The 24,444-nt window shown below is 39.7% G+C and carries 15 protein-coding genes, 1 rRNA gene and 2 pseudogenes (1 of these 18 running past the window's edge); 9 read left to right on the top strand and 9 right to left on the bottom strand.

The window, feature by feature from the left end:
• Positions 1 to 33: 33 nt before the first annotated feature.
• Complete coding sequence (locus tag BMF77_RS23350) at positions 34 to 1,917, top strand: alkaline phosphatase (RefSeq protein WP_246863010.1); 1,884 nt, start codon at positions 34 to 36, stop codon at positions 1,915 to 1,917.
• Between the two features lie 226 nt (positions 1,918 to 2,143).
• Positions 2,144 to 2,938, top strand: coding sequence for a DUF2993 domain-containing protein (locus BMF77_RS23360; protein ID WP_148766221.1), 795 nt, complete (start codon positions 2,144 to 2,146; stop codon positions 2,936 to 2,938).
• Between the two features lie 383 nt (positions 2,939 to 3,321).
• On the opposite strand, the gene BMF77_RS23365 is transcribed toward BMF77_RS23360, so the two are convergent.
• From BMF77_RS23365 to BMF77_RS27005, 5 genes are all read right to left on the bottom strand, one after another.
• Entirely contained in the window at positions 3,322 to 5,466 is a 2,145-nt protein-coding gene (locus tag BMF77_RS23365) for a caspase family protein (RefSeq protein ID WP_148766223.1), read from the bottom strand.
• A 77-nt stretch (positions 5,467 to 5,543) separates the two neighbouring features.
• Positions 5,544 to 6,725: a sulfate adenylyltransferase gene (gene sat / locus BMF77_RS23370; RefSeq protein WP_148766225.1), complete on the bottom strand. Its 1,182-nt coding sequence runs from the start codon at positions 6,723 to 6,725 to the stop codon at positions 5,544 to 5,546.
• A gap of 860 nt (positions 6,726 to 7,585) precedes the next feature.
• The gene (locus BMF77_RS23375; protein ID WP_148766227.1) at positions 7,586 to 10,006 is read right to left on the bottom strand and encodes a putative Ig domain-containing protein; all 2,421 of its coding nucleotides are present in this window, start codon (positions 10,004 to 10,006) and stop codon (positions 7,586 to 7,588) included.
• A gap of 99 nt (positions 10,007 to 10,105) precedes the next feature.
• A complete protein-coding gene (locus tag BMF77_RS23380; RefSeq protein ID WP_148766229.1) occupies positions 10,106 to 16,552 on the bottom strand; it encodes a putative Ig domain-containing protein in 6,447 nt (2,148 codons plus the stop codon).
• Between the two features lie 135 nt (positions 16,553 to 16,687).
• On the bottom strand, positions 16,688 to 16,825 hold the full coding sequence (locus BMF77_RS27005) for a hypothetical protein (protein WP_168204482.1): 138 nt from the start codon (positions 16,823 to 16,825) through the stop codon (positions 16,688 to 16,690).
• Between the two features lie 656 nt (positions 16,826 to 17,481).
• Between BMF77_RS27005 and BMF77_RS29100 the strand changes: the two are divergent.
• Positions 17,482 to 18,417: pseudogene (locus BMF77_RS29100) on the top strand (DUF4351 domain-containing protein).
• Positions 18,418 to 18,635: 218 nt separating this feature from the next.
• Here the strand turns inward: BMF77_RS29100 and BMF77_RS23390 are convergent.
• Together BMF77_RS23390 and BMF77_RS23395 are read right to left on the bottom strand one after the other, a co-directional pair.
• Entirely contained in the window at positions 18,636 to 18,869 is a 234-nt protein-coding gene (locus BMF77_RS23390) for a type II toxin-antitoxin system HicB family antitoxin (protein WP_053540398.1), read from the bottom strand.
• Positions 18,869 to 19,105, bottom strand: coding sequence for a type II toxin-antitoxin system HicA family toxin (locus BMF77_RS23395; protein WP_053540399.1), 237 nt, complete (start codon positions 19,103 to 19,105; stop codon positions 18,869 to 18,871). The genes BMF77_RS23390 and BMF77_RS23395 overlap by 1 nt, the downstream gene beginning before the upstream one ends.
• A 64-nt stretch (positions 19,106 to 19,169) precedes the next feature.
• On the opposite strand from BMF77_RS23395, the gene BMF77_RS27010 reads away from it, so the two are divergent.
• Genes BMF77_RS27010 through BMF77_RS27015 form a run of 3 tightly spaced genes read left to right on the top strand, consistent with a single transcriptional unit; the run spans position 19,170 to position 20,003 of the window.
• Positions 19,170 to 19,322 (top strand): hypothetical protein, encoded by a 153-nt coding sequence (locus BMF77_RS27010; protein ID WP_158310516.1) that lies wholly within the window; start codon positions 19,170 to 19,172, stop codon positions 19,320 to 19,322.
• Positions 19,323 to 19,356: 34 nt separating this feature from the next.
• Entirely contained in the window at positions 19,357 to 19,830 is a 474-nt protein-coding gene (locus tag BMF77_RS23400) for a type II toxin-antitoxin system VapC family toxin (protein ID WP_015079758.1), read from the top strand.
• A 2-nt stretch (positions 19,831 to 19,832) separates the two neighbouring features.
• The gene (locus BMF77_RS27015; RefSeq protein WP_168204483.1) at positions 19,833 to 20,003 is read left to right on the top strand and encodes a hypothetical protein; all 171 of its coding nucleotides are present in this window, start codon (positions 19,833 to 19,835) and stop codon (positions 20,001 to 20,003) included.
• Positions 20,004 to 20,113: 110 nt separating this feature from the next.
• Here BMF77_RS27015 and BMF77_RS23405 read toward each other — a convergent pair.
• Both BMF77_RS23405 and BMF77_RS23410 read right to left on the bottom strand, forming a co-directional pair.
• Positions 20,114 to 20,479: pseudogene (locus BMF77_RS23405) on the bottom strand (transposase); the annotation flags it as partial.
• Positions 20,480 to 20,540: 61 nt separating this feature from the next.
• The gene (locus BMF77_RS23410; protein ID WP_148766231.1) at positions 20,541 to 21,326 is read right to left on the bottom strand and encodes a DUF1868 domain-containing protein; all 786 of its coding nucleotides are present in this window, start codon (positions 21,324 to 21,326) and stop codon (positions 20,541 to 20,543) included.
• 82 nt (positions 21,327 to 21,408) lie between these two features.
• On the opposite strand from BMF77_RS23410, the gene holA reads away from it, so the two are divergent.
• From holA to BMF77_RS23425, 3 genes are all read left to right on the top strand, one after another.
• Positions 21,409 to 22,395: a DNA polymerase III subunit delta gene (gene holA, locus BMF77_RS23415; protein WP_148766233.1), complete on the top strand. Its 987-nt coding sequence runs from the start codon at positions 21,409 to 21,411 to the stop codon at positions 22,393 to 22,395.
• A 123-nt stretch (positions 22,396 to 22,518) separates the two neighbouring features.
• On the top strand, positions 22,519 to 23,004 hold the full coding sequence (locus tag BMF77_RS23420) for a DUF4168 domain-containing protein (protein WP_148766235.1): 486 nt from the start codon (positions 22,519 to 22,521) through the stop codon (positions 23,002 to 23,004).
• A gap of 422 nt (positions 23,005 to 23,426) precedes the next feature.
• A 16S ribosomal RNA gene (locus tag BMF77_RS23425) occupies positions 23,427 to 24,444 on the top strand (it continues 471 nt past the right edge of the window).

Here is a 24,444-nt window from a genome sequence, read left to right on the forward strand (position 1 = left end):
TCATAGAGCAATTTCCTAGCAGGCATTTTACCAATGGTAATTAAATCTAGTTCACAATTCCGATTTAAACGCCGTTTATTTACTACAGTGTTGATCATTGTAGTTGGTATATTCATCACTCTGACTAACCATTCTAGCCCCGCTACACCTGTCACTAAAACCAAAAACGTCATTCTGATGATTGGGGACGGTATGGGCTGGGAAATGGCTCGCGCTGGGGCTATGGCTAAAGGATATAATTATACTTCTGGTAAGGGGGAAGGACTGAGTTTTCAAACTCTGGATAATTACGCCCTTGCTACCACCTATGGTACTACCATTGCTCCTGGTAATGGGGTTTTCAGCACGGGTAACTCTGCGTTATCAAACTCTAATCCGATTACAGGTGCTAGTCCGATTCTACCAGGGTTTAAATTCCAACCTCAATTTAATCCTGGCGATAAACCATCTGGAGGGGGGAAAAATCTTAATCCTAATGCAGTGGGTAATTTAGTGGGTTATGATCCTCAACGTGGGGGAATAAATCCTTGGACTCCTGGTAATGATCCTGAGTATATTAAGTATAGTTATCCTGATTCTGCCAATACAGCGACTACTTTGTACACAGGAGTCAAAAGCTATAACAATGCTATTTCCGTTGATATATTTGAAAAACCTTTAGAAACCATTCTCAAAACTGCGGCTGATCATGGTAAATCTACGGGGATTGTGACTTCTGTTCCTGTAGATCATGCTACACCGGGAGCAGCAGCAGCAAACGTGAATCGTCGCAATAAATATGATGGTGATTATCCAACCTTGGATAATATTCTCCAGCAGGAACTTCGCATATATCAACCAACGGTAATTTTAGGTGGTGGTCATCCTCTCACAGGTGCGAGTAGTCAACCTCTGCCTACGGGTGTAGAACCGCCAACTAAGTTTGAATATATCACTAAAACGACCTATGCAGAATTGAGTAAAAACCCCAATCAAAACCGCTATAACTACACATTTTTAGAACGGGGAAAAGATGCGGCTGATAAGTTAGGGACTACTGCGGCTAAATTAGATCCAAATATGGGCGATCGCTTGTTAGGATTATATGGAGCTAGGGGACAAGAGGGAAATCTCCCTGTAAGTACCGCTAATGGTGATTACAGTAATACAGGTTTGAGTATCTTTTCCCTGTTTGGTTCTCAAGGAAAAAACCCCGATACAGTTCGGCCTCTACTTGCTGGAGAAACCGATAAATCTTTTATTGCGAAAGAAATTAATGAAAATCCCACACTCAATGATTTAACCAAAGCAGCTTTAGCAGTTTTATCTAAAGACAAAGATGGATTTTGGTTAATGGTAGAAGGTGGTGATATTGATTGGGCTGCCCATGATGATAATATAGATAATATGATTGGGACAGTATTGGATTTTGATAAAGCTGTAAAAACGACAATTGACTGGATTAAAAATAATGGTGGTTGGGAAAATAATCTGTTGATTGTTACTGCTGATCATGATCATTATCTGACTTTAAATCCCAACTTTTCTGAACTACTCAAAGAAAAAAGTGCAGAAGCTTTAACTGCTGAATCTGATTCCATGAAAGCGGGTCATTTTTGGGGTTCTAATCCTCAGATTAAATATGGTTGGGGAAATCATGGTAATCGTCCAGTTCCTGTTTATTATCAAGGTAAAGGTGCAGAAGTTTTAACTAATTCTGTCGGTAAAGGTTTTCAACTTTATGGTGATGATATTCCTGGTATTGGGGGTTTAGTAGACCAAATTCACATTTATCAGACTCAACGGAAAGCAATAGGCAATAGGGAGTTGGGGGAGTTGGGGGAGTTGGGGGAGTTGGGGGAGTTGGGGGAGTTGGGGGAGTTGGGGGAGTTGGGGGAGTTGGGGGAGTTGGGGGAGTTGGGGGAGTTGGGGAAGTAGGGGGAGTTGGGGAAGTAGGGGAAGTAGGGGAAGTAGGGGAAGTAGGGGAAGTAGGGGGGGAGAAAGAATTTTCCCAATGACCAATGACCAATGACCAATGACCAATCACCAATCAACCATCAGTTATCCTGTTCTAAGTCATTAGTAGATTAAATCAGGGGATCGCTTGCATAATTGTTCACAATTTGTTACAAAAATATAAAGAACTTCTAGAGACTAAAACCTAATGTTCGCCGGACTTACTGGTTTAACAGATACCAAAAGCACCGATTGGGGAGAGCGAATGCTCAATACAGTCGCCAGCCAAACGATTCGCCACCTGTTTACCCAAAGCGAGTCGGTAGAAGTCTTTGTGCGCTGCTATCCCTCCAGCAAACTGTTGCAAGGCAGCATTGATAGCTTTAAAATGAACGGTCGCGGCTTAGTAATTCGCAAAGATTTCGCAGTTGAGGAAATGTCCTTTGAAACCGACGCTGTAGCCATTGACTTCGGCTCGGTTTTAAGTGGCAAACTTACTCTCAAACAACCCACCCAAGCAGTAGCCCAGGTGATTTTATCAGAAGAAGGCATTAATCGAGCTTTTGAGTCGGAATTGGTGAAAAAGCGGCTGCTGAACCTTTCTGAACCCACTTTGATTGCCATATCTGGTGGTGAACCAGTTTCTTTTACCGAAGTTGAAGTCAAGTTATTACCTGAAAATCGCTTGCATTTGGTAGCTAAAGCCGATTTAAACAACGGTGAACTCATACCCCTAAGTATGACCATTGGTGTCGGAATTGAAAGAAGAAGGCGGGTTTCTTTCAAAGAACCTAAGATTGAACTTGAGGGAGTTCCAGAAGCACAAAGAGAAATTTCCCAGACTTTAAGTCTGGCATTGGTAGAAATTTTGGATAATATGGTTGATTTAGATCGCTTTGATTTAGATGGGGTAAAAATGCGACTAAATCGTTTAGAAACAGAAGGTCAAAGATTGATTTTTAGTGGTTATGCGGAAATAGAAAGAATTCCTCACAGTTCTTAACAATTCTGAAAATTGAGAAAAAATTAACGCCGCCTAGTTGACACTGGGCGGCATTTTAATTTTTATAGAAGTCAGGAGTATGGCTAACGCCACGCTTCGCTATCAGGAGTTCAGGACGAAGAAGAAAGAAGAAAATTTCTCCCCTACCTCCCCAGCACACCGTTCTGATTCTTCTAAATCAACATAATTTTTTGCCCAGCCATGAAATTTTTCCACCAGTTTATTGAAGTCTACCCCCATGACTACACGTCGGATTGTTGAATACGATGGTACTGCTTCAATTGTTCAATTAGACCAGCACTCATGATTTTTCTCCCCATCTACCCTGGCAATTCTACCTATTTTAGGGAATGAAACAGCCCTGCTCCTAACTCGGTGACTCTCTAAACAACCTGAAAACTAAAGTTCAAACTTGCCCAATTATTCACATCCAAAACATAGGCATCATTGATGTCAGTTGTAACGTTACTAGCGTTATGTAAATCTTGTAATATGGCTTGGGCAACTTCTAAAGGGTTGACAATGGGACTAATAGCCTGTTGATCTGTGGTAGGATATTTAGCGATCGCTAATGCCGTGAGAGTTTCCTTAAATGGTGCTGTACTCAGAATAATTTGGTGTTCACAAAAAGTATAACGAGTAGGCAGTAACCAGCCAGCTATCGGGTGATTCTCTGGAATTTTGACAGTTTTACCCGGAGGAATCAGAACTTCTATTAATTGGGGTTTGGTGGGGGGAATATCTGTCTGCAGGAAAACTTCCCAAGGATAAAAAGCAAAGGCATCTTGATAATTATTTAAACCCACTAAAATTAAGTATATCGGGCGATCGCTCAAATTTTCAATTTTATATTGCCAGCGACTACCCACAGGAATTGTCGGCATAGCTATTTCTTCATAGCCAGGTGTTTGCAAAGTGTTATCAATACTTGCAGTCCCCAAAGTATCCCTCACCATAAAAACACGGGGTAAAACGTTGTTAACAATCTCTAAAGTTGCCCTCACAGGTAACCGCGAAGAACCTTTATTTTCTGTCAACTGCCACAACTTTGATGCTAACAGAGTAGAAAATTTTGGTTTTAATTGCTGTACTGCCACCTTCACCGCTTCTCCAACTTCCCCTATCGTATTAATAATCAATTCACCACCCAGGCAAAAAAGACCATAACGGCTGGGGACTTGGGCAACTTTACCAAACACATAATCAGCAGTTTCTTCTACAGTAGCAATATTAGCAATCCGGTTAATTCCTGAAAAAACACTAGTAGCATCTACCCGTTCAATTCTTTCCAAACCCTGATCTAAAGCCACATTAACATGAATATTCCGAGGTAATACCCGAATAACTTCTTGGACTATTTGCCCAACTTGAGGTAAAGTAGTAATTTCTTTATTTGTAAATTGGGCTTTAGCTATTAACCCACTTCGTGATTTAACCACTAACTCTTCTCCCGTATCCAGAGTTAACCGAGAATTTACGCCATAATTTGTGAGAACTTGATTAGGTAATCCTCCTAACCATAATTTGACTGTTTTGCCATCATCATCTATGGCTTGAACTACACCAATACTTCTCAATTTATCAATCGGAAAATAATCAACAATTAAAGCATTTTGAGATTTTTTTGGCTCATTTACTAGACTTGGTTGTTGTTTTCCACCTAACTGATACATGGAAGTAGCAACACCAGAAAGAAAAACTGGGATTGTTTTGGCTGGGATAGTTTCCCACAAATATTGAGTTAAAGCATAAGTTAATAATCCCGCGGTCCAATTAGAGAAAAGAAATTCTCCGGCTTGCTGATTTAGTTCTGAAGTCGCATTGATCATCAGAGGATTATTATTAGCTGATTTATGATTTTTCAGTTGTGATAGAAATTCTAATTCTTCTATTTGTAAAGTTGCTGTTGATAATTCTGGACGGGTACGCATTCGTAAACCACTGGGTTTTAATTCACTAGAATGATAGTAGCTAGTATCTAATATTGCTGTAACTTGATTTGTTGGGAGCGATCGCAATAATAATAACAGAGTTTCTGCCAATAAATAGTTTCTCGAATTTGTCCCCAATAAATTATTCTCATCAACAGGAACTATGGCATTATAGATCCCCGACTTCTTGAAGAAGTCGGGGATCTGCTCATTTCCCAAATTAACACGAGTCCCATAACCAGAAAAATGGAAAATCACCACATCTCCAGGTTTGGCTTGCTTACCCAAGTGATCTAAAAAAGCATTTTCAATAAATTTTCTGCTGGCTTGTTCATCAGTTAAAGTCAGAATATCTGACGCGGCAAAGCCACAACGATTAATTAACAATTCTGTTTGCAATTCCACATCAGTTACACAACCACCAAGGGCAGGACTTTGTGGATATTGATTAATCCCTATCAATAATGCCAACTTCCGCTGGTTAGATTGTGCTAAAGCTTGGTAATAGGGATTTCCCAAACTCAACCACTCAGTTTCAGCTAACCCCAATGCCGCTAATAAGCCGCTAATTTGTTGTAAAAACCTACGCCGTTTCATAATTAACAGTCAGACTCCAGCCCAATAGCTAATAGCTTAAAGGCTAAAGTCCGTAGAGTAAAGTTTCTAATCTTAACCTAAACTAATACAGGGGCAATCCGCATAGCCCGGGTTAACTCAGCCGCAACTTCTGGACGAGAAAATTCCGGTGGTGGTAACTCACCCCGACGTAACATTTCCCGTACCTTTGTTCCCGACAGATGAACCCGTTCCTCTGGTTTGCTAGGACTGGTTTTCGTTGTGGCCATTTGTTTGGTGCGCTTGCAATAGAAAGCGTGTTCAAACTTCATTGGTACAATTCCCAACTCTTCAGGGGCGAATTCATCAAAGATATATTGAGCGTCATAAGTGCCGTAGTAGTCACCCACACCAGCATGATCACGTCCGACAATAAAATGTGTACAGCCGTAATTTTTCCGCACTAAAGCATGGAAAATGGCTTCTCTAGGCCCAGCATAACGCATGGCTGCCGGGTTAATTGCCAAAATTACTCTATCTACAGGGTAATAATGTTCTAGTAAAATTTCATAACAACGCATCCGCACATCAGCAGCGATGTCATCTTCTTTAGTTGCCCCTACCAATGGGTGCAAAAATAGACCATCAACAGTTTCTAAGGCGCACTTTTGAATATATTCATGGGCGCGGTGGATAGGATTGCGAGTTTGGAAACCGACAATTGTTTTCCAGCCTTTTTCTCGAAACATTTCCCGTGACGCAGCCGGATCAATTTGGTAGCTGGGAAAATGGGGATGAGAGTCCCGTTGTAATAACCAGATATCACCAGCTAGGTTGATAGAACCTTGGTTATATACTACCTGCACCCCAGGATGTTTAGCATCATCAGTGCGATAAACATTGATGGCTTCTAGTTGTTTGTCGTAGGTATACTTCTCGGTCAGTTCCAATACCCCAATAAACTCGCCTCTGGGGTTATCCAGACGCACCAAACCGCCTGCTTGTAGAGGGGCTGCTACTTCTTCGGTTACGGACAGTGTAATAGGAATTGACCAGACAATACCGTTAGCTAACCGCATTTGGGTGACGACTCGGTTATAGTCTGCTTGGTTCATGAAACCAGTCAAAGGACTAAAACCACCAATGGCAATCATTTCTAAATCAGAAACTGCTCGTTCATCAAGTTCCACACGCGGTAAAAAGTCAGCCTTAGAGAGAAATACTTCTCTTTGTGCTGAGGAAGCAACCCGGTTAATTAACTCTCCACCGTGGGCGGCAATGGCATCTGGATGGTAACTCAACGTAATTTTTCCCTAATTGTTGCAGACTATGTACTAAGTTACCAAATTATTGGTACACATTGTTAAATTTCTGTGAATTTTTTTCCTTTGCCGGTCGGAAAGGGTGAGATTAGGAAAAGATGGTGTATTTTACAAGATTACTCGGTAAGCGTAAAGCTCAGTCCTTCGACAAGCTCAGGAACCATCACTTTAGTGCTGAGATATAAGCGACACGGGCGAATTTATTCGCTCAAGCTCTTGACTAGTAACAGTAGGTGTGATATACTTTTAAAATTTCCATAATTTAAGTATAACTAAACAACGTAAAAACTTAACTAATTTGGTTGAGTGCGTAGTCATACCTAACAGTATTGCAGTTTAGGAAAGCTAAATTTGGTGAAAAATGAAATACAAAAATCGAGTACGGTAGGGATACGGTCATTAACGCTTTAGGAGAATCGACCTCTGTTTTTGTTGGAGTAATCCAGCAATTGTAAGTTGGCTCATTGATTAAAGAATCTCAGTGTCTAAAGACACTGAGAGTGTCAAAACTGCTAATACTAGTAGTTCGTCAAGATAAAAATGATGGACTGTAGTGTGAGCGTCTCGCTCACGCGGGCAAGACTTGTACTGAGCTTGTCGATAGCGCAGCGTGGCGTTAGCCATAGTATGCCCGCACTGCCAAAAACCCGTCAGGGAATAAATTCCCTGTCTCATAGCTCAAGTCCGTTAAAACGGACTAATGAATTTTCCTAGTATTTAGTCATCTTTTAGATGACTTTCGCTATTAGCAAGGAACTTGAGTTCCTTGCGGGATCAAGATTTTGCGTTAAGTTGACACCAATAAAGCTCTTGCTTTACCCCTACCTCCTAAATGCTTATTACGCAAAAACAAACTGTTTAGGATCTGTCAAACTCAAACTACTGGCTTGAATTCCAGTCAGAGTAGCTAGAGTTTGATTATTGAAGACAATCGCAGTATCTGCACCAACTTGATTTAACTTGAGTGTGGATGTGGTAATACCTAAACTGACAGCACCACTAATCCCAATCACATCAGTCCCCAGTTGGAAGTCAAGCACGGTATTAGCCGAAGAGGGTAATTCAGCATTGACAATCCAGAATTGGTCAGCGCCAGCACCACCGGAAATTAAGTTACCACCACCAAGACCAACTCTGAAGATATCTTTACCATCACCACCCAAAGCCCGGTCATTGCTACCTAAGTAGAAGGTATCATCACCCACACCACCAGATATGCGGTTGCCACCTTGACCATCTCTCGCATCAAAGGTATCATTACCATCGCTACCAAAAGCGCGATCGCCTTTATTCACAAAAATTGTATCTTCACCGCTACCCAGATCAACGATATTGTTACCTGAGTTGGGAAAAGCAGATACAGTGGAAAGGTCTACCTCGTCTTTACCTGCACCTGTAAATACAATATTGTTCTGACCATCGAATTGACTACCAGGAGTGGCAATTAATTTATCACCTCCTGGAGTTCCTACAGTTGTAGATTGGTTGACTGCGATAGTAAAGATATCATTGACAGTTGCCCCGGCTTTATCTGTCGCAATTACCTTGACATCTAATTTACCGACATTTCCTGTGTTGGGAGTACCACTAAAGGTGCGAGTTGTAGAGTTGAAATTCAGCCAATCTGGTAAATTACTACCATCAGCTAACGTGGCAGAATATTTAATTAAATCAGGAATTACTGCATCATTAAGCAGTGTATTTTCAAATGTATCTGTTACTAACTGATGCAGTCTGGTTGTGGGATGAACATCGTCCCAAAAAGCATATTGATCAGGGTTAACTGGCGTAGTGACTGTAATTAGCGGCTGAGTAATATTCGTGAATTTGTAATTAGCAGGATTAGTCTGAAATGCTGTACTCAAACTAAAGATGTCTACTAAAGATAAATCAACATTGAGGGCTGGTTCTAAGTTAGTTAAAGCTTGATTTAAAGCTGCATTAAAACCAATAGAAATTGCTCTGGCATTAGCTACATTGTTATTAGCAATACTCAAAGGAGTAGCACCCAAGTCTGATAAATTGCCAACAACAATTTCTTTAGCACCTAATCCGGCTAAGGTTGTAATTGCACTACTAATATTAGTAACTGCATTAGTCACAGCCTGAGTAGGATCTGTGGCAAGATTCAGAAAATCATTAGCACCAGCCCAAATTACATACAGTCCATCTTTACCGATGGAATTGGTATTTACAGTTTTAAATTGCTGAATTTGTGTTAATAATCCAGGTACGGTTATTTGCCCAAAAGTATTACTTACTCCTGTATTTGCGCCCAAAAAGGCGTAATTTTGAATTGATGGGTTTGTAAATTGTAAATCAGGGGCAAAGTAATCAACCCAAATTAAGCCATTAGAAAGACGACCTTGATAATTAGGTGATGGTGGAAAGGTATTACCGGATGCTTTGTAGGCATTACCTGTATCTGAGAGGCTATCACCAAAGATGACGAGGTTTTTATAGGGATTAACTGCGTCTGGATCGGAGAAGGTATCTTTGGGTAGTGTAAATGTAAAGGTAGAATTGACCTTAACTGTTTGATCTAAAAGTGGATTTTTGAGGATGGGTGCGGTATTCACGTTTTGTACCTTAATAGTGAACGTATCATTAACAGATGCTCCTGTTTTATCTGTAGCTGCTACTTTAACATTCAGATTCCCTACATTATCATTAGTGGGAGTACCGCTAAAAGTCCGAGTTGTAGAATTGAAGGTTAACCAATTTGGTAAAGCATTACCATTTTCTAATGTTGCTGAATAGGTGAGAATATCACCCGCATCAATATCTGTGAAGGTGTTGGTGGGAATTTGGAAATTGAAAACAGTTCCTTGTTTCGCGTTTTGATCTGCGATCGCATTACTCAAAACCGGCGCATCGTTGACATTTTCAACGGTAATCGTAAAGATATCACTGACTGTTGCGCCGGCTTTATCTGTTGCGATCGCCTTAACATTCAGATTCCCTACATTATCATTAGTTGGAGTGCCGCTAAAGGTCTGAGTTGTGGAATTAAAGGTTAACCAACTTGGTAAAGCATTACCATTTTCTAAGGTTGCTGAATATGTGAGAATATCACCAGCGTCAATATCTGTGAAGGTATTGATGGGAAGTTGGAAGTTGAAAGCAGTTCCTTGTTTGGCGTTTTGATCTGCAATTGTATTTGCTAATGTTGGTGCATCGTTGACATTTTCAATTGTAATCGTAAAGATATCACTAACAGTTGCCCCGGCTTTATCTGTAGCGATCGCCTTAACATTCAAACTACCTAAGTAAGTCGGCCCAATAAAATCGATATATGTTTAGTTTTGTAAAAACCGTGAAACACCCTATTTATAAGGTATTCGTTAATTTATATTTCGTTACATAGATTGATTTTTTAACGCCGACCTACTTACATTATCATTAGTTGGAGTACCGCTAAAGGTGCGAGTTGTGGGATTAAAGGTTAACCAACTTGGTAAAGCAGTACCATTTTCTAATGTTGCAGAATAACCAAGAACATCACCAGCGTCAATATCTGTGAAGGTATTAGTGGGAATTTGGAAGTTGAAAGCGTTACCTTGTTTAGCATTTTGATCTGCGATCGCATTTGCTAATGTTGGTGCATCGTTGACATTTTCAACTGTAATAGTAAAGATATCGCTAACATTTTCCCCGACTTTATCTGTAGCGATCGCCTTAATATTCAAATTCCCTACATTATCATTAGTGGGAGTACCAGAGAAGGTGCGAGTTGTGGAATTAAAGGTTAACCAACTTGGTAAAGCATCACCATTGTCTAAGGTTGCAGAATAGCTAAGAACATCACCAGCGTCAATATCGGTGAAGGTGTTGCTGGGAACTTGGAAATTGAAAGCAGTTCCTTGTTTGGCGTTTTGATCTGCGATCGCATTACTGACAATCGGAGCATCATTAAGATTTTCGACTGCGACAGTAAAGATATCACTAACTGTTGCCCCGGCTTTATCTGTAGCGATCGCTTTAACGTTTAAACTACCAACGTTGTCATTCGTGGGAGTACCAGAGAAGGTGCGAGTTGTGGCATTAAAGCTTAACCAACTTGGTAAGGCATTGCCACTTTCTAAGGTTGCAGAATAGGTAAGAACATCACCAGCGTCAATATCGTTGAAGGTGTTAGTTGGAATCGTAAAACTAAAGACAGAATTTTCTGGGGCAGTTTGTTTTAGAATTTTGTTCTGTAATGTTGGAGGATGGTTAAATGGTGTACTTGTTAGCGTGATTCCATTAAGTGAATAGGCAGAGGTAGGAATACGGTTATTATCGGAAACTAAGGCATAAATATAGTAATTACCAAGATTTACACCCTGTGTATTCCATGTATATTTTCCGAGTCCTTCGGACTGAGGATTTACGACTCCAATCAGATTGCCGTTAAATCCATTATTATCAACATCGTAATAAAAACTGATTTGGGCATTGGCATCAATATTGTTGATGTCGTAATTAATAACAACGTTAGAGCTATTTATCTCTTGTTGTAAACTACCAATTGTTATCGTCGGAGCTTCAAGCCCCCCTAGAGAAGAAAATCCAACCTTGCCTAGGTTAGTAGTATCAGGAAGCTTAATTTTCCAAATTCCAGCGTCTGGATTGTCAATCCTAAGAACCTTACGAGTTGAACTACTTAGCTCATTAACTATAGAAATTGTTTGACTACCAATCAAGTCGGCTTCAGTGTAAATTTTGCCATCTGGGGCTTGTATTTCAAATGGGACATTACTAGTTCCATTTTCCCAATTGATAGCCAATAAAAACCAAGGGGTATTGGAGGCAATTGAGAAAGAATCTTGTTGAGAAGAATTGAGATTAAGCTGGGTATTTATACCATCTAGAGTAATAGTTAATGTATCATCTTCCGCCTTAAGTTGTGCAAATTGCTGATTACTCAAAGTTTGATGGCGCAACAGGTTGGATAATATGGCTCCTTCGTCTCCGAGTGTATCAATAGAGTTGACTTGAGCATCTACCCAGTGACCGATTTCTTCCAATAGAACATCAGTAAGACTATCTAAATTTGAGGAGTGATATGCAAGATATTCTTTGGCAATGTAAATAGTGTTAGTCGAGTCAGCAAAAGCGGCATTAGCACCGCCAATGTTAGCCGCAGAAATCATCTTAATAATGGGGATATTATCAAAGTTTCCTACAGCCCAAGTTTGAGCTATTTGATAACCTACTGTTTTGTTCCAATTACTATCAAATGCCAGATTCATTGTAGTAACGAACTCTGATGATGTAGCAAACTGTTGGAGATAGCTATAAGCATTTGGCAATGCTGATTCTAAAATTTGATAAAGGGTGGAGTCATCGGGTAAATTGCCTTGATTGTTATTGGCAGTTATGTCAAGGGGGATAGATCCTTCTGCTGGAACCGTTGTGGGCTTATATGATTCAATCTCTTTGGCTCCAATAATGTCGGTTTTTCCATCCAAGAAAACTCTAAAGCCTACTTTTTTGTCTAAAAACCCTGCGCTACCCCACCCAGCTACACTGTCATCAGAAAAAATATCATTGTTGATATACTTTACGCCAATACCTGCGGATAAAATTTCTTTCCCATCTAATCCAAATAATTTAAAGAATGTAGTACTAGGAAGTGTTACTTGCCCTTCACCAAACGCAGTGAAATTGAAATTGGAATCAGCGGAAAGACCACCGTTTAAACTTACAAGACCATTGAGAATACTTGCATCAACTTTAGAAGTTAAAGAAAGTTTATTCCAATCAATGTCTAAATCTGTGACTTTTACCTGGGCAAGTAATCCAGCAAGAATATCGGCTGTGCCATTCATTTTAAGGCTATTTTCATCAATCTTGCTACCACCAGTAAATGTAGCAACCGAATTGACAGTAAATTGCTTGCCAACCCAATCAGGTAAAACAGTTGTTAATTTGGCTGAAGGTTTAACATCTAATGTAGCATTCCCCTCAAAAATAATGGGGGATGTAGCATTCTCACTTAGATTGCTAACTTTACCACCGAGTTTTGTGAGGGATACTACTGGCAAAATTGGAAGAGGAAAATCACCAGATATATCTATTGCTGCTGAATCTAATTCCCATGTAGCTTGACTTTTCTGAAAACCAAGTGTTCCTTTTAACCCACTAATCAATCCCCAAGGGAGTTTGACATCAGCAGTTCCTGTGATATTACCATCAACAGTATTGATAAAAACTGATGCTTGATTTATCCCCCATTTTCCTAATGATAAATTTTCAACTGCCAGACTTCCAATTACATCGACACGACTCTCATTAGAACCATTATCACTAATTTTGATGTAATTATTACCACTAAAGTCTGCGTTGAATTTGGCATTTCTTAGAAATGGGCTACTACCTTCAACAGATCCTTGGATTTTGAAAAAGTCTTTTTCCCATCCAAGACTTAAATTAGTAGCCTGAATTTTAACAATATTTTCGTAGGCAAAATTAGTATTTGGAAGTTGAATATTTGCTCCAGTTAGTCCAAAACCATCTTCTGCAATAACAAAATTATTACCTCCTGTTATATCTATTACAACACTGTCAAAATTTATTGGTAGTGTTACTTTTCCTTGTAACTCGATCTGATTTTTGGCAAGATTGAATTTAGATAAGCTGAGATCTAGTCCAGCAGGGCTAAATTCATTAGGTAAAGAAGAAATTTCTTGAAATGCTGACGTGGCTGATGTACCGATGGGTATAGTGAAGTTACCTGTAAACAAAGGTGTAGGAATCTGAAAAATCGAAGAGTAAACAGTTCCATTCGTAAATTTGATGCTTTGTTGGCTAATTTCAGCATTGGCATCATCAACTGTAAGCATTTGTTCAATGCCGTCCTGTCTACCAATTAAAATTGTTCCATTTGCGTTCCAAGTTCCATCGCCATCATTATCATTAAACTTCCCATTAATAGCTTTAATGAGTAATGGCTTTGTATCAGGAGGCTCTTTATCCTCCTCGACAACGAATTTCATGTTCTCAATATAACCAACCCCAATTGAGTAGGAAACTTTACCTTCTGCATCGACAATTTTTTTATAATAGTTTTTGATCTCTAGATCGTTGTTAGCATCAATTACGTTATCTTGATTAGTATCAACCCACAAAGTTGTGTCGTCTGCTTTAACGCCAAAAAGATTGCGATTTGCAGATTGGGAAAAACTGCTATTGCGGGGCGTATAAGATGTTAAATCCCAAGTGAAGAGTCCTTCTAGGTTTTCTAGGGTAAGAAATTTAAGGGTGTCATTCGTACCACCTTCATCATCTATAGTGTTTCCCTCAGGTGTAGTGCCAAAAGATATGTTAGTAACACCTAAAGTATATTCATCATCTCCTAGACCACCTTTAAGACTATTTTTACCAAATAAATCATAGAGAATGTCATTGCCAGACCCACCCTCTAAAATATCATCACCTTCTCCTCCATAAAGCTTGTCATTTCCATCACCTCCATAAAGCTTGTCATTTCCACCTTGCCCATAGAGAATATCATCACCTTCTCCTCCTTCTAGAATATCGTTTTCCCTTGCGGAGTTTTCCAGTGAACGACGACCATAGAGAACATCATTTCCCACACCTCCCTTAAGAATGTCATCATCATATCCACCTACAATAGTATCATCACCATCCCCGCCATCAATAGTATCATTACCACTTTTTCCATCAATAGTATCATCACCATCCCCACCATCAATAGTATCATTACCACTTTTTCCATCAATGGTGTCATTCCCACCTCGTCCAAATAGAGAATTACCCTGATCGTTGCCTATAATGTAGTTGTTAAGGTCATTACCAATACCATTAAATACGTGATAACTTAATTCCAAGTTTTCAATAGTTGGAGGGAGAGTGTAATTCTCAACGTAAAAAATAACTGTGTCAATACCGCTATCATCACTAACAATAACGTTACTATAAAAGACTTTATAAAAGTCATTACCTGTACCTCCAAATAATTTATCTCCAGAGCCACCAATTAGATAATCGTTACCTTCTTGACCATACAGTTCATCGGGATTTTCACTACTAAAACTTCCTGATAGCCAATCACTACCACCTTGACCAAAAAGTTTATTTATTTGTATAAATTGATTATCAATATAACCTGTGTATGAATAAAAACGATCATTCCCAGAAGTGCCAGGCACAGACAAAGTATTAGCAAAGTTATTGTCTTGACGAAGCTGAGATACATAACCTCCAGTGAAAGGGACGTATTGGTAGACGATAGACTTCTTTAATACATTTACTACAGTTGACACTGCTCCAATCCCGTAGCCATCTCCATTAGGAGAATTACTCACATAACGCCCTTCTGCACGAGCTAATTCATAATCTTGATTTACAGCAGAAATAGAAATAGTGGATGGGTAGTCACCTCCTTCAACTACATCATCTAACACACCTGTAACTGTTACAGGTTGAGGTTGATTCCAATTTTCTGACGTAAAAATTAGAGTATAATTGTCTAGAATTCCCAAACTTCTATTTAATGAGAGCTCCACTTTGACGGGAGAAACAGGTTGGCTATTGAGTCGCAGAGTAAATTGTGCTGTACCACCATCTTCAGTTACAACCAAAGGCGTAAGAGGAGTTACTGAAATTCCAGTTTGATCATCATCATTATTTGTGATTTTTGCCCCATAGTATGCAGGCACTAACCCTTGATAGCTAGGGTCATTACTTACGGCTGGACTAACGTCAAGATTGTAGGAAACATCACTATCATCAATCAGATCGTCAACACCTGTAACCGTAAGGACTTGAGGAACATTCCAATTAGTTGAAGTAAAAGTTAGAGATGATTTATCCAAAATCCCTTCCTTTATATTACTAATTATCACAGGAATTGTGACATTACTGCTTGGTTGTCTTCCAAGCGAGACGCTAAATTTAGCAGTGCCACCAGATTCTGTAGTAACCAGAGGAGTGATAGGATTAAAGATAATTAAATTTCCATTAACTTCATTATCTTGATTAATGAAGCTATAAACACCAGAATTCTTTCCTAACTCTCTATAAATTAGATCATTACTAATTACTGGATCAGAAATAATATTGTAGGCAATATCCCCATCACTAGTTTGATCATCAACACCTGTAATAGTAAGAACTTGAGCAACATTCCAATTGGTTGGAGTAAAAGTTAGAGAGGATTTATCCAAAACTCCTTCTTTTACGTTATCGCTTCTGAGAGGAATAGTAACACTATCAGTCGGCTGAGTATTAAGTTGCACGCTAACTTTAGCAGTACCTCCAGCCTCAGTAGTGACTAAAGAAGTAAGAGGAATTATAGTAAATCCAGGAGTGCCACTCTTTTCAATTTGAATTGTTTGACCGTTCAACAAAATTGTGGCACTATCATCCTCTGACATAAGTTGTGATAATTGCAACTGGCTTAAATTCTCCCCCATCACCAACGACGCAAAAATTGCACCCTCATCACCTGCACTATCTATTTGATTAATCTGAGCATCTACGAAATGTCCATATTCCTCCAATAAAACCGAAATCAAGTTATTAGGTGACGCACTGTCAACAAAAGCATCTGCCAAATAAATTGTATTCGTGCTAGCAGCATAAGCCCCATTCGCATTAACCAAAATGCTGCTACTAACAACCGCTACCTTCGGAAACTGACTAAAATCACCCGCTTGCCATTGCGACTTTAATCTCCGAGCTACCGCTTGGTTATAATCCTTTCCAAAAGCAACATCAAATAGACTCCAAAAATTATCCTGACTCGCAAAAGCACCAAGTTGACTAGAAATTAATTTGACAGCAGAATCATTATTCATCAGGCTCATAACTACCTCAGATAGATCGGTCAACTTTCACACGTTGCGAATTATTTTCTCAGTCATTTATGATTTTTGTCAAGGCTAAACACTGGAACCTATTAACAGGGCGAACTGCTTGCAGCAGCACTTACGCTATCGCATCTTTGCAATAAACTCTTCACTGTTCGCAAAATCCTTTAGATGCAGTTCTACCTGTTCTAATACTGGTAATAAAGCCTGATTTAGATACAAATTATCGGTAAGAGAACTATTGACAGGTGTAGATGTCATAAAAATATATGGTAATTAACTGCTTTTCGCGCGTAGCTGTAGCAAAAAGATAATATTGAGTATACAAAAGTCTGGCATCTACCAAAAGTTAGATATTGAAAATTTTTCCTCGAAAATCTTACCTGAGTAGGTTGACATGAGAATATGTTGTATTTAAATTAGCTGGTGACAGAATACATTTTTAGTAAATCCGTATAAACAGAGACTCTGCGTTAGCATGGCGATCGCTCCGTTTGCCGCAGGTATCGCACAAGTCCTAACTTGTCAGTTCGCCTTTTGGGAATATGGGGGAGCGATAGCGAAGCGCGACCTAGGAATCGCTTGTTTGGGTCTAAAATAGAAATAATTTGAAGTTACAGGAGAAATAAATGATCACATTAGAAATGGCGATAGCTTTGCTCGCCGCAGGCATCGCTCCAAAACACACAAAATTAACATACTATCCGTTACCTGTTCCCTTCTTTGTAAGAGGATGTTTGAAAAGTGGTATTCCGTAATTTTCATCACATTACTACCCCCCTTAGTCCCCCCTTGTAAAGGGGGGAAACAATAAAAATCCAGTTCCCTCCCCTTTACAAGGGGAGGGTTAGGGTGGGGTAAAAAATATTTGATACATCAACCATAACTTTTCAAACACCCTCTAATATAGAGATAAAATGAGTGAAGTAACAGCAAATTATGATCAATCATGGAAAGAAGCATTAAACGAATATTTTGAAAGCTTCCTAGCATTTTTCTTTCCTGTAGCCCATCAAGCAATAGATTGGACAAAAACCCCTGAATCTTTAGATAAAGAACTGCAAGAAATTACAGCTTCAGGAGAAACCAAAAACCGAATTACCGATAAACTGTATAAAGTTTGGTTATTAGATCAAACTCAAGTATGGATTTTAATCCACATAGAAATTCAGAGTCAATATGATGTCAACTTTGAAGAACGGATGTACATTTATAATTACTGAGCCTTCGACCTTTATCACCAATTTGTAGTAAGTGTAGCAATTTTAGGTGATACAAGTCCTAGTTGGCGACCAAATAGTTATAATAGAGCTATGTTGGATTGTGAATTAAATTTAAAATTCCCCATAGCTAAAATCCTTGATTATGAATCAAAGTGGGATGAACTAGAAAGGAGCGATAATCCCTTTGCTATCATAGTCATGGCACATTTAAAGACTAAAGCCACCACCAGTAATTTAGCAGAAAGGGAGAAATGGAAATGGATATTAATTAGAGGACTTTATGACCGGGGCTTCACAAAAGAGAAAGTTATTAAGTTATTTAAAATCATCGACACAATGATGACTTTACCTAAACAATTACAAGCAGGATTGGTTACTAAAATTAAACATTTCGAGGAGGAAAGAAAAATGCCTTTAATTAGCCCAACAGAACAACTAGCTATGGAACGGGGAGAGCAACAGCTAATTATACGACAAATAAATCGGCGAGTTGGTGAAATTGAATTATCCTTGATTGACTCAATTCGTAGATTAACAATTGATAAATTAGAATTATTGGGTGAGGCTCTGTTAGATTTTTCTTCTGTTACTGATTTAGAACAATGGTTACAAAATAACCCAGATGCTTGAGATTAATCATATTTATTAAATAGAGCGATCGCTCCTGGGAAACCGTTTTGTGAATATGAGAGGGCGATAGCGAAGCGCTGCTGCAAGCAGTTCGCTTTGGGGATATGGGATGTACCATTTTTGGGGATATGGGAATGCCATAGCGTAAGTGCTGCTGCAAGCAGTTCGCTTTCAGGGATGATGGGAGTGCGATAGCGAAGCGCTCCGCAGGAATCGCTTCATGAAGAGTACAGTTTTCTACGCACAGGAGCAAAGGGAATTTCTTTACCCTTTTGTTGATAATCTTCCTTCACTAACTCCCAGGCTAATTTTAGTTCTTGCAAAGCTTCTTCAGGAGTATCACCAAAAGCTGAAATATTAGGTATTTCTTGTAAATGTGCTAACCAATCTCCTTGTTCATCAATATATAAATTAATTGTAAAGCCATTAAAATTATAATTATTTAAAGTCATTACTGATTTCCCTCTTGATATTCAAAAAACTGCTGAATTTGATAGAGTTTTGCTTTTCCATCTTTACGAGGTTGAATTGGTAAAGGTTGGCCACCCGGTGAATACCATAAACGATGACTTCCTTTTTGACGACTAAATTCCCACCCATTCTGAATGAGGAGAGTTTCAAATTCATCAAAAGTTAGATTTTCTGGACTATTTTTAGCTTTTTGCCATAGTTTTTCTTTTTTAGTCATCACCAAGGCTATTATTTAGTAGATTATCCCTTGATTTTATTATAGTCTGACAGGAATTTAATTTGTGACAGCGCAAGCGCTGACTTGTCAGTTCGCTTTTTGGGAATGTGGGAAGTGCGATAGCGAAGCGCTGCTGCAAGCAGTTCGCTTTTGGGATGTGGGATGTACCATTTTTGGGGATGTGGGATGCGATCGGTTGTTTGTAGCAATCATATAGTAAAATAATAAATAATTTTTTTAAATATTTAATAATGATTGAAAGTCTATATCTTGATACCAGTATTATTGGCTATCTAACAATTAGACCAAGCACTAATCTAATTACTGCTTCAAATTCAGTAATTACACAAAATTGGTGGGATACTCGTCGGGAAAATTTTACTCTATATATTTCGGAAGTAGTTCTAGAAGAATTAGCCAGAGGAGATCAAGAAATAGCTACTAAACGACTGGATCTAATAAGTGAGTTACCATTATTAGCACTCAATGAAGCAGTGGAAGAATTAGCCCAGCAATTTCTGACAAAAAGCAATCTTCCTCCTAAAGCATCTGATGATGCCTTGCATATTGCCTTAGCCACTGTTTATAAAGTAGATTATTTGTTAACATGGAACTGTAAACATATTGCCAATGCACAAATCCAGAAAAAACTCTCACAAATTAGTATTCAATCTGGATATGAACTACCAACGATTTGTACACCTTATGAACTTATGGGAGATTAAATATGTGGAAAGATGAAGTATTAGAAGAAATTTACAAAATCCGAGAAGAACACGCTAAATCCTTTAATTATGATTTGCATGAAATTTGTCAAGATTTAAGAAAAAAACAGGTAGCTAAAAACAGAAAAGTTATTACTCAGCCGCTCGTAACATTATCATCCTCAACTAAATAGGCTCGCTGTTGTAAGGGATGATGGGATGCGATAGCGAAGCGCTGCTGCAAGCAGTTCGCTGTTGTAGGGGATGTTGGGAGGTGCGATCGCTTGGAAATTATGTGTAACTTTACCTGTTCTATTTGAATCGGAAATGAGTGTCTTTGTTGAACACTTACTAATGATAATGTAAAAAAAGATAGACCCGATATTGGTTTACTTATTAGACTGGAAAAGAACCTATCTAATCCATAGGTTTTTTTCCCGGCTTTGCTTATTACTACTTCGTCTTCTGCCAACAACTAAACATCATTTGGGCAAAACAAATGCCGCCAAAAAAACACCCAGAACACCGTTGCCCACGGTATGACTGTCTGAAAAAATCTGATTACCGTCCGATAACTACCACCACTAAGCGTCCAACGTGATATTCCCAACATCGTTACTCGTCCGCTCATTGCTAACATGGCCATGATGATCTGGCTCAACTGCCGCATAGTTGTTATATGTGTCGAGTTTGTAGGAGTTTAGCAGTGCTAAACCCCTACTATGAATTACTTAAAAATCCAAACTCGGCCAGTCTGGTTGACGATAATAGCGGATCATATTATCAAATTTTCGTAATTCCACCTTATCAATGAGAAAATCTGGAGTATCTAACGGCAATGATTGATTAAACTCACAAAACATTGTATTCAGATTTACCCGATCTAACTCTGGGGGAATTTCGCTAAAATACCCCAATGTTACATGAGCCGTAAAATGATAATGCTGCTCAATACCCAAGCCCATTAATTTGCGATTTTGATAAATTATCCGTCGGAACTGAATAATTTCCTCATAAGAACGTTTATCCTTTGGTACTAAACACACACCTACAGCCCTGGGCATCACAATCAACCCCAACATTTGCCAAGATATAGGAGATCCCTTTGTCATCAATTGTTGATATTGTTGAAACATCTCAGCCAACTGAGAATTCAAATCTTCAGCAAATTGGGGATTTTTTGTACAAGCATGATGAAAAGCACTATCCCAAATTAAATCTGCCACCGTCAGATGAAAACTAACAGCAGGAACAGGTACAATCAAATCACCACCAATGGGTAGCTCTAATAATTGCCGTTGATAGGCTTCTATTTGACCGTAGAAAGCAGCGTTTTTCAGGTCTTCTGCTGCTGGTGGGGTAATCAGCGTATAGCCTGGAAAGGGTGTAGCAACTCTGACTCCAGCATGAACCCGAAATTTAGAAGATTCCTGAATATGCTGAATCTGGGTTTTGTAAGCTTCTGGTAGCGTCATGTGTGCTACCCGATTTAAATAGGTTTGGTAGTTGTCGTCCAATCTTGATCACCTTGCGCTCTTTTGATAGATTGTAGGGAGATTTACTCAATTTGACCAAATTAATTTTTAATTTTAAATTGCAATGCCAATATATGTTTACTGGGGCGAAGACGATTTTGCCATGGAAAAAGCCGTAGTAACTTTACGCGATCGCATCCTTGATCCCCTCTGGACTAGTTTTAACTATACCTCATTTCCCGCAGATCAACCCGATCCAATAGTCCAAGCTTTAAATCAAGCAATGACACCGCCATTCGGGGCAGGTGGGCGTTTCGTGTGGCTCATTAACACCACTCTGGGGCAAAATTGTCCAGAGCCTATCCTAGCCGAATTACAACGCACTCTCAAAGTCATCCCCCCAGATTCCACTTTACTATTAACCAGTCGCAACAAACCAGATGAACGCCTTAAAAGTACAAAACTCCTCAAACAATTTGCTACAATTTCCGAATTTCCCCTAATTCCTCCTTGGAAAACCGAACTTTTAGTCCAATCAGTTCAACAAGCCGCTCAAACTGTCGGTATAAAAATAAGTCCCCTCGTCGCCGAACTATTAGCCGAATCAGTAGGTAACGATACCCGTCTTCTCTACAATGAACTAGAAAAATTACGTCTTTATACAGAAGGTAGTGGCAAACCTTTAGATGTGAATACAGTATCGGAATTAGTCAGAAATACTACTCAAAACACCTTACAACTAGCAACAGCCATCAGAACTGGAGACACCCCAAAAGCCTTAGGAATCTTAGGTGATCTCAGCAATGCAGCCGAACCAGGTTTACGGATAGTTGCCACACTCATTGGTCAATTTCGCACCTGGTTATTAGTAAAAATGATGATGGACAGTGGTGAACGCAACCCCCAAGCCATCGCTCAAGGTGCGGAAATCTCTAACCCCAAACGCATCTACTTCCTACAGCAAGAAGTCAAATCTCTCCCCCTACAGCAACTCATCTCTGCCTTACCACTGCTATTAGAATTAGAAGTCAGCCTCAAGCAAGGTGCATCCGAAACCTCAACCCTACAAACTAAAGTCATCGAACTTTGTCAAATATGTCGCCGCATTTAATAACCCCATCAATATCAATAATATATTGATTCAATCTTGACTGGAACTTCTAATTCAGAAAATAATTCAAACTTATGATCGATCACATTTCCTGTTTGTCTTTCTGTGTCACCTGTATTATATATGCTCAAAATTTACAGTCTTCATTCAACCAAACGGTTGCAGCGAATTCTCTCTCAACCCTTGATTTTGGCAACTATTGCCACTGCAAGTCTGATATTCGGGACTTTCAGCTTCAATTCCCAAGGAATCGCTCAAACCTTAAACATCAACAATACAGAAGTAACTAACTATGCAAAAGCTGTATTGGGGATGGAACCAGTCCGTCAGCAAGCCTTTGAGGAAATCAAAAAACTCATCGGTAGCAAAGATGTTCCCCAAGTGATCTGTAATGATCCTACAAGTATCAATGCACTACCTGGCAAAGCCAAAGATATTGCCGGAAATTACTGCAACCATTCTCAAAAAATAGTCGAGGATAGTGGTCTTACAGTTGAAAGATTCAATAAAATCACCTTAGAAATCCAAAACAACAATAATTTAAAAAAGCAACTGTATAATACATTACTACATTTGCAAAAGGCTTCACCCTCAAAAACCTCCAAATAAGTAATCTCAAATACTATGATTAGGATGGCAAAAAGCCATGATTATCACTAAAAATCAGGGGAACATAGAGTTTAACCCCTTTATTGCCGATTGATTCCTTCGCTAACCTGCATGAGACCAAAAAGATAATTCCTGTTTTTTTACCAGACTGAATAACTTAGAAAATAGGCTGAATCCCTATTTTCACAAAGATTTCAGCTATTATTTTCCCCTCCCCAAAAAATATTTCCCAACCCCCTTGACAGGAAAAGAAAGGATTGCTATATTAGTTGAGTGCCGGAGAAAGAAAACAACTCACGGCAACTGAACCGAGAAAAAATAATACTTTGAAAGAATAGATTAAACCAATCCTCGTCGTCAAGATAATTGAAAGAGGATTCGAGATTTTAACTAATTTCGGAGCCGACAAACTCGAAAGAAACAAAATGGAGAGTTTGATCCTGGCTCAGGATGAACGCTGGCGGTATGCTTAACACATGCAAGTCGAACGGAATCCTTCGGGATTTAGTGGCGGACGGGTGAGTAACGCGTAAGAATCTACCTTCAGGTTGGGGACAACCACTGGAAACGGTGGCTAATACCGAATGTGCCGAGAGGTGAAAGGCTTGCTGCCTGAAGAAGAGCTTGCGTCTGATTAGCTAGTTGGTGTGGTAAAGGCGCACCAAGGCGACGATCAGTAGCTGGTCTGAGAGGATGATCAGCCACACTGGGACTGAGACACGGCCCAGACTCCTACGGGAGGCAGCAGTGGGGAATTTTCCGCAATGGGCGAAAGCCTGACGGAGCAATACCGCGTGAGGGAGGAAGGCTCTTGGGTTGTAAACCTCTTTTCTCAGGGAAGAAAAAAATGACGGTACCTGAGGAATAAGCATCGGCTAACTCCGTGCCAGCAGCCGCGGTAATACGGAGGATGCAAGCGTTATCCGGAATGATTGGGCGTAAAGGGTCCGCAGGTGGCATTGTTTGTCTGCTGTTAAAGAGTCTGGCTCAACCAGATCAAAGCAGTGGAAACTACAAAGCTAGAGTATGGTCGGGGCAGAGGGAATTCCTGGTGTAGCGGTGAAATGCGTAGATATCAGGAAGAACACCGGTGGCGAAGGCGCTCTGCTAGGCCAAAACTGACACTGAGGGACGAAAGCTAGGGGAGCGAATGGGATTAGATACCCCAGTAGTCCTAGCCGTAAACGATGGATACTAGGCGTAGCTCGTATCGACCCGAGCTGTGCCGTAGCTAACGCGTTAAGTATCCCGCCTGGGGAGTACGCAGGCAACTGTGAAACTCAAAGGAATTGACGGGGGCCCGCACAAGCGGTGGAGTATGTGGTTTAATTCGATGCAACGCGAAGAACCTTACCAAGACTTGACATGTCACGGATTCTGTTGAAAGATGGAAGTGCCTTAGGGAGCGTGAACACAGGTGGTGCATGGCTGTCGTCAGCT

This window comes from Dolichospermum sp. UHCC 0315A (assembly GCF_008121535.1).
Taxonomy (GTDB): Bacteria; Cyanobacteriota; Cyanobacteriia; order Cyanobacteriales; family Nostocaceae; genus Dolichospermum; species Dolichospermum lemmermannii.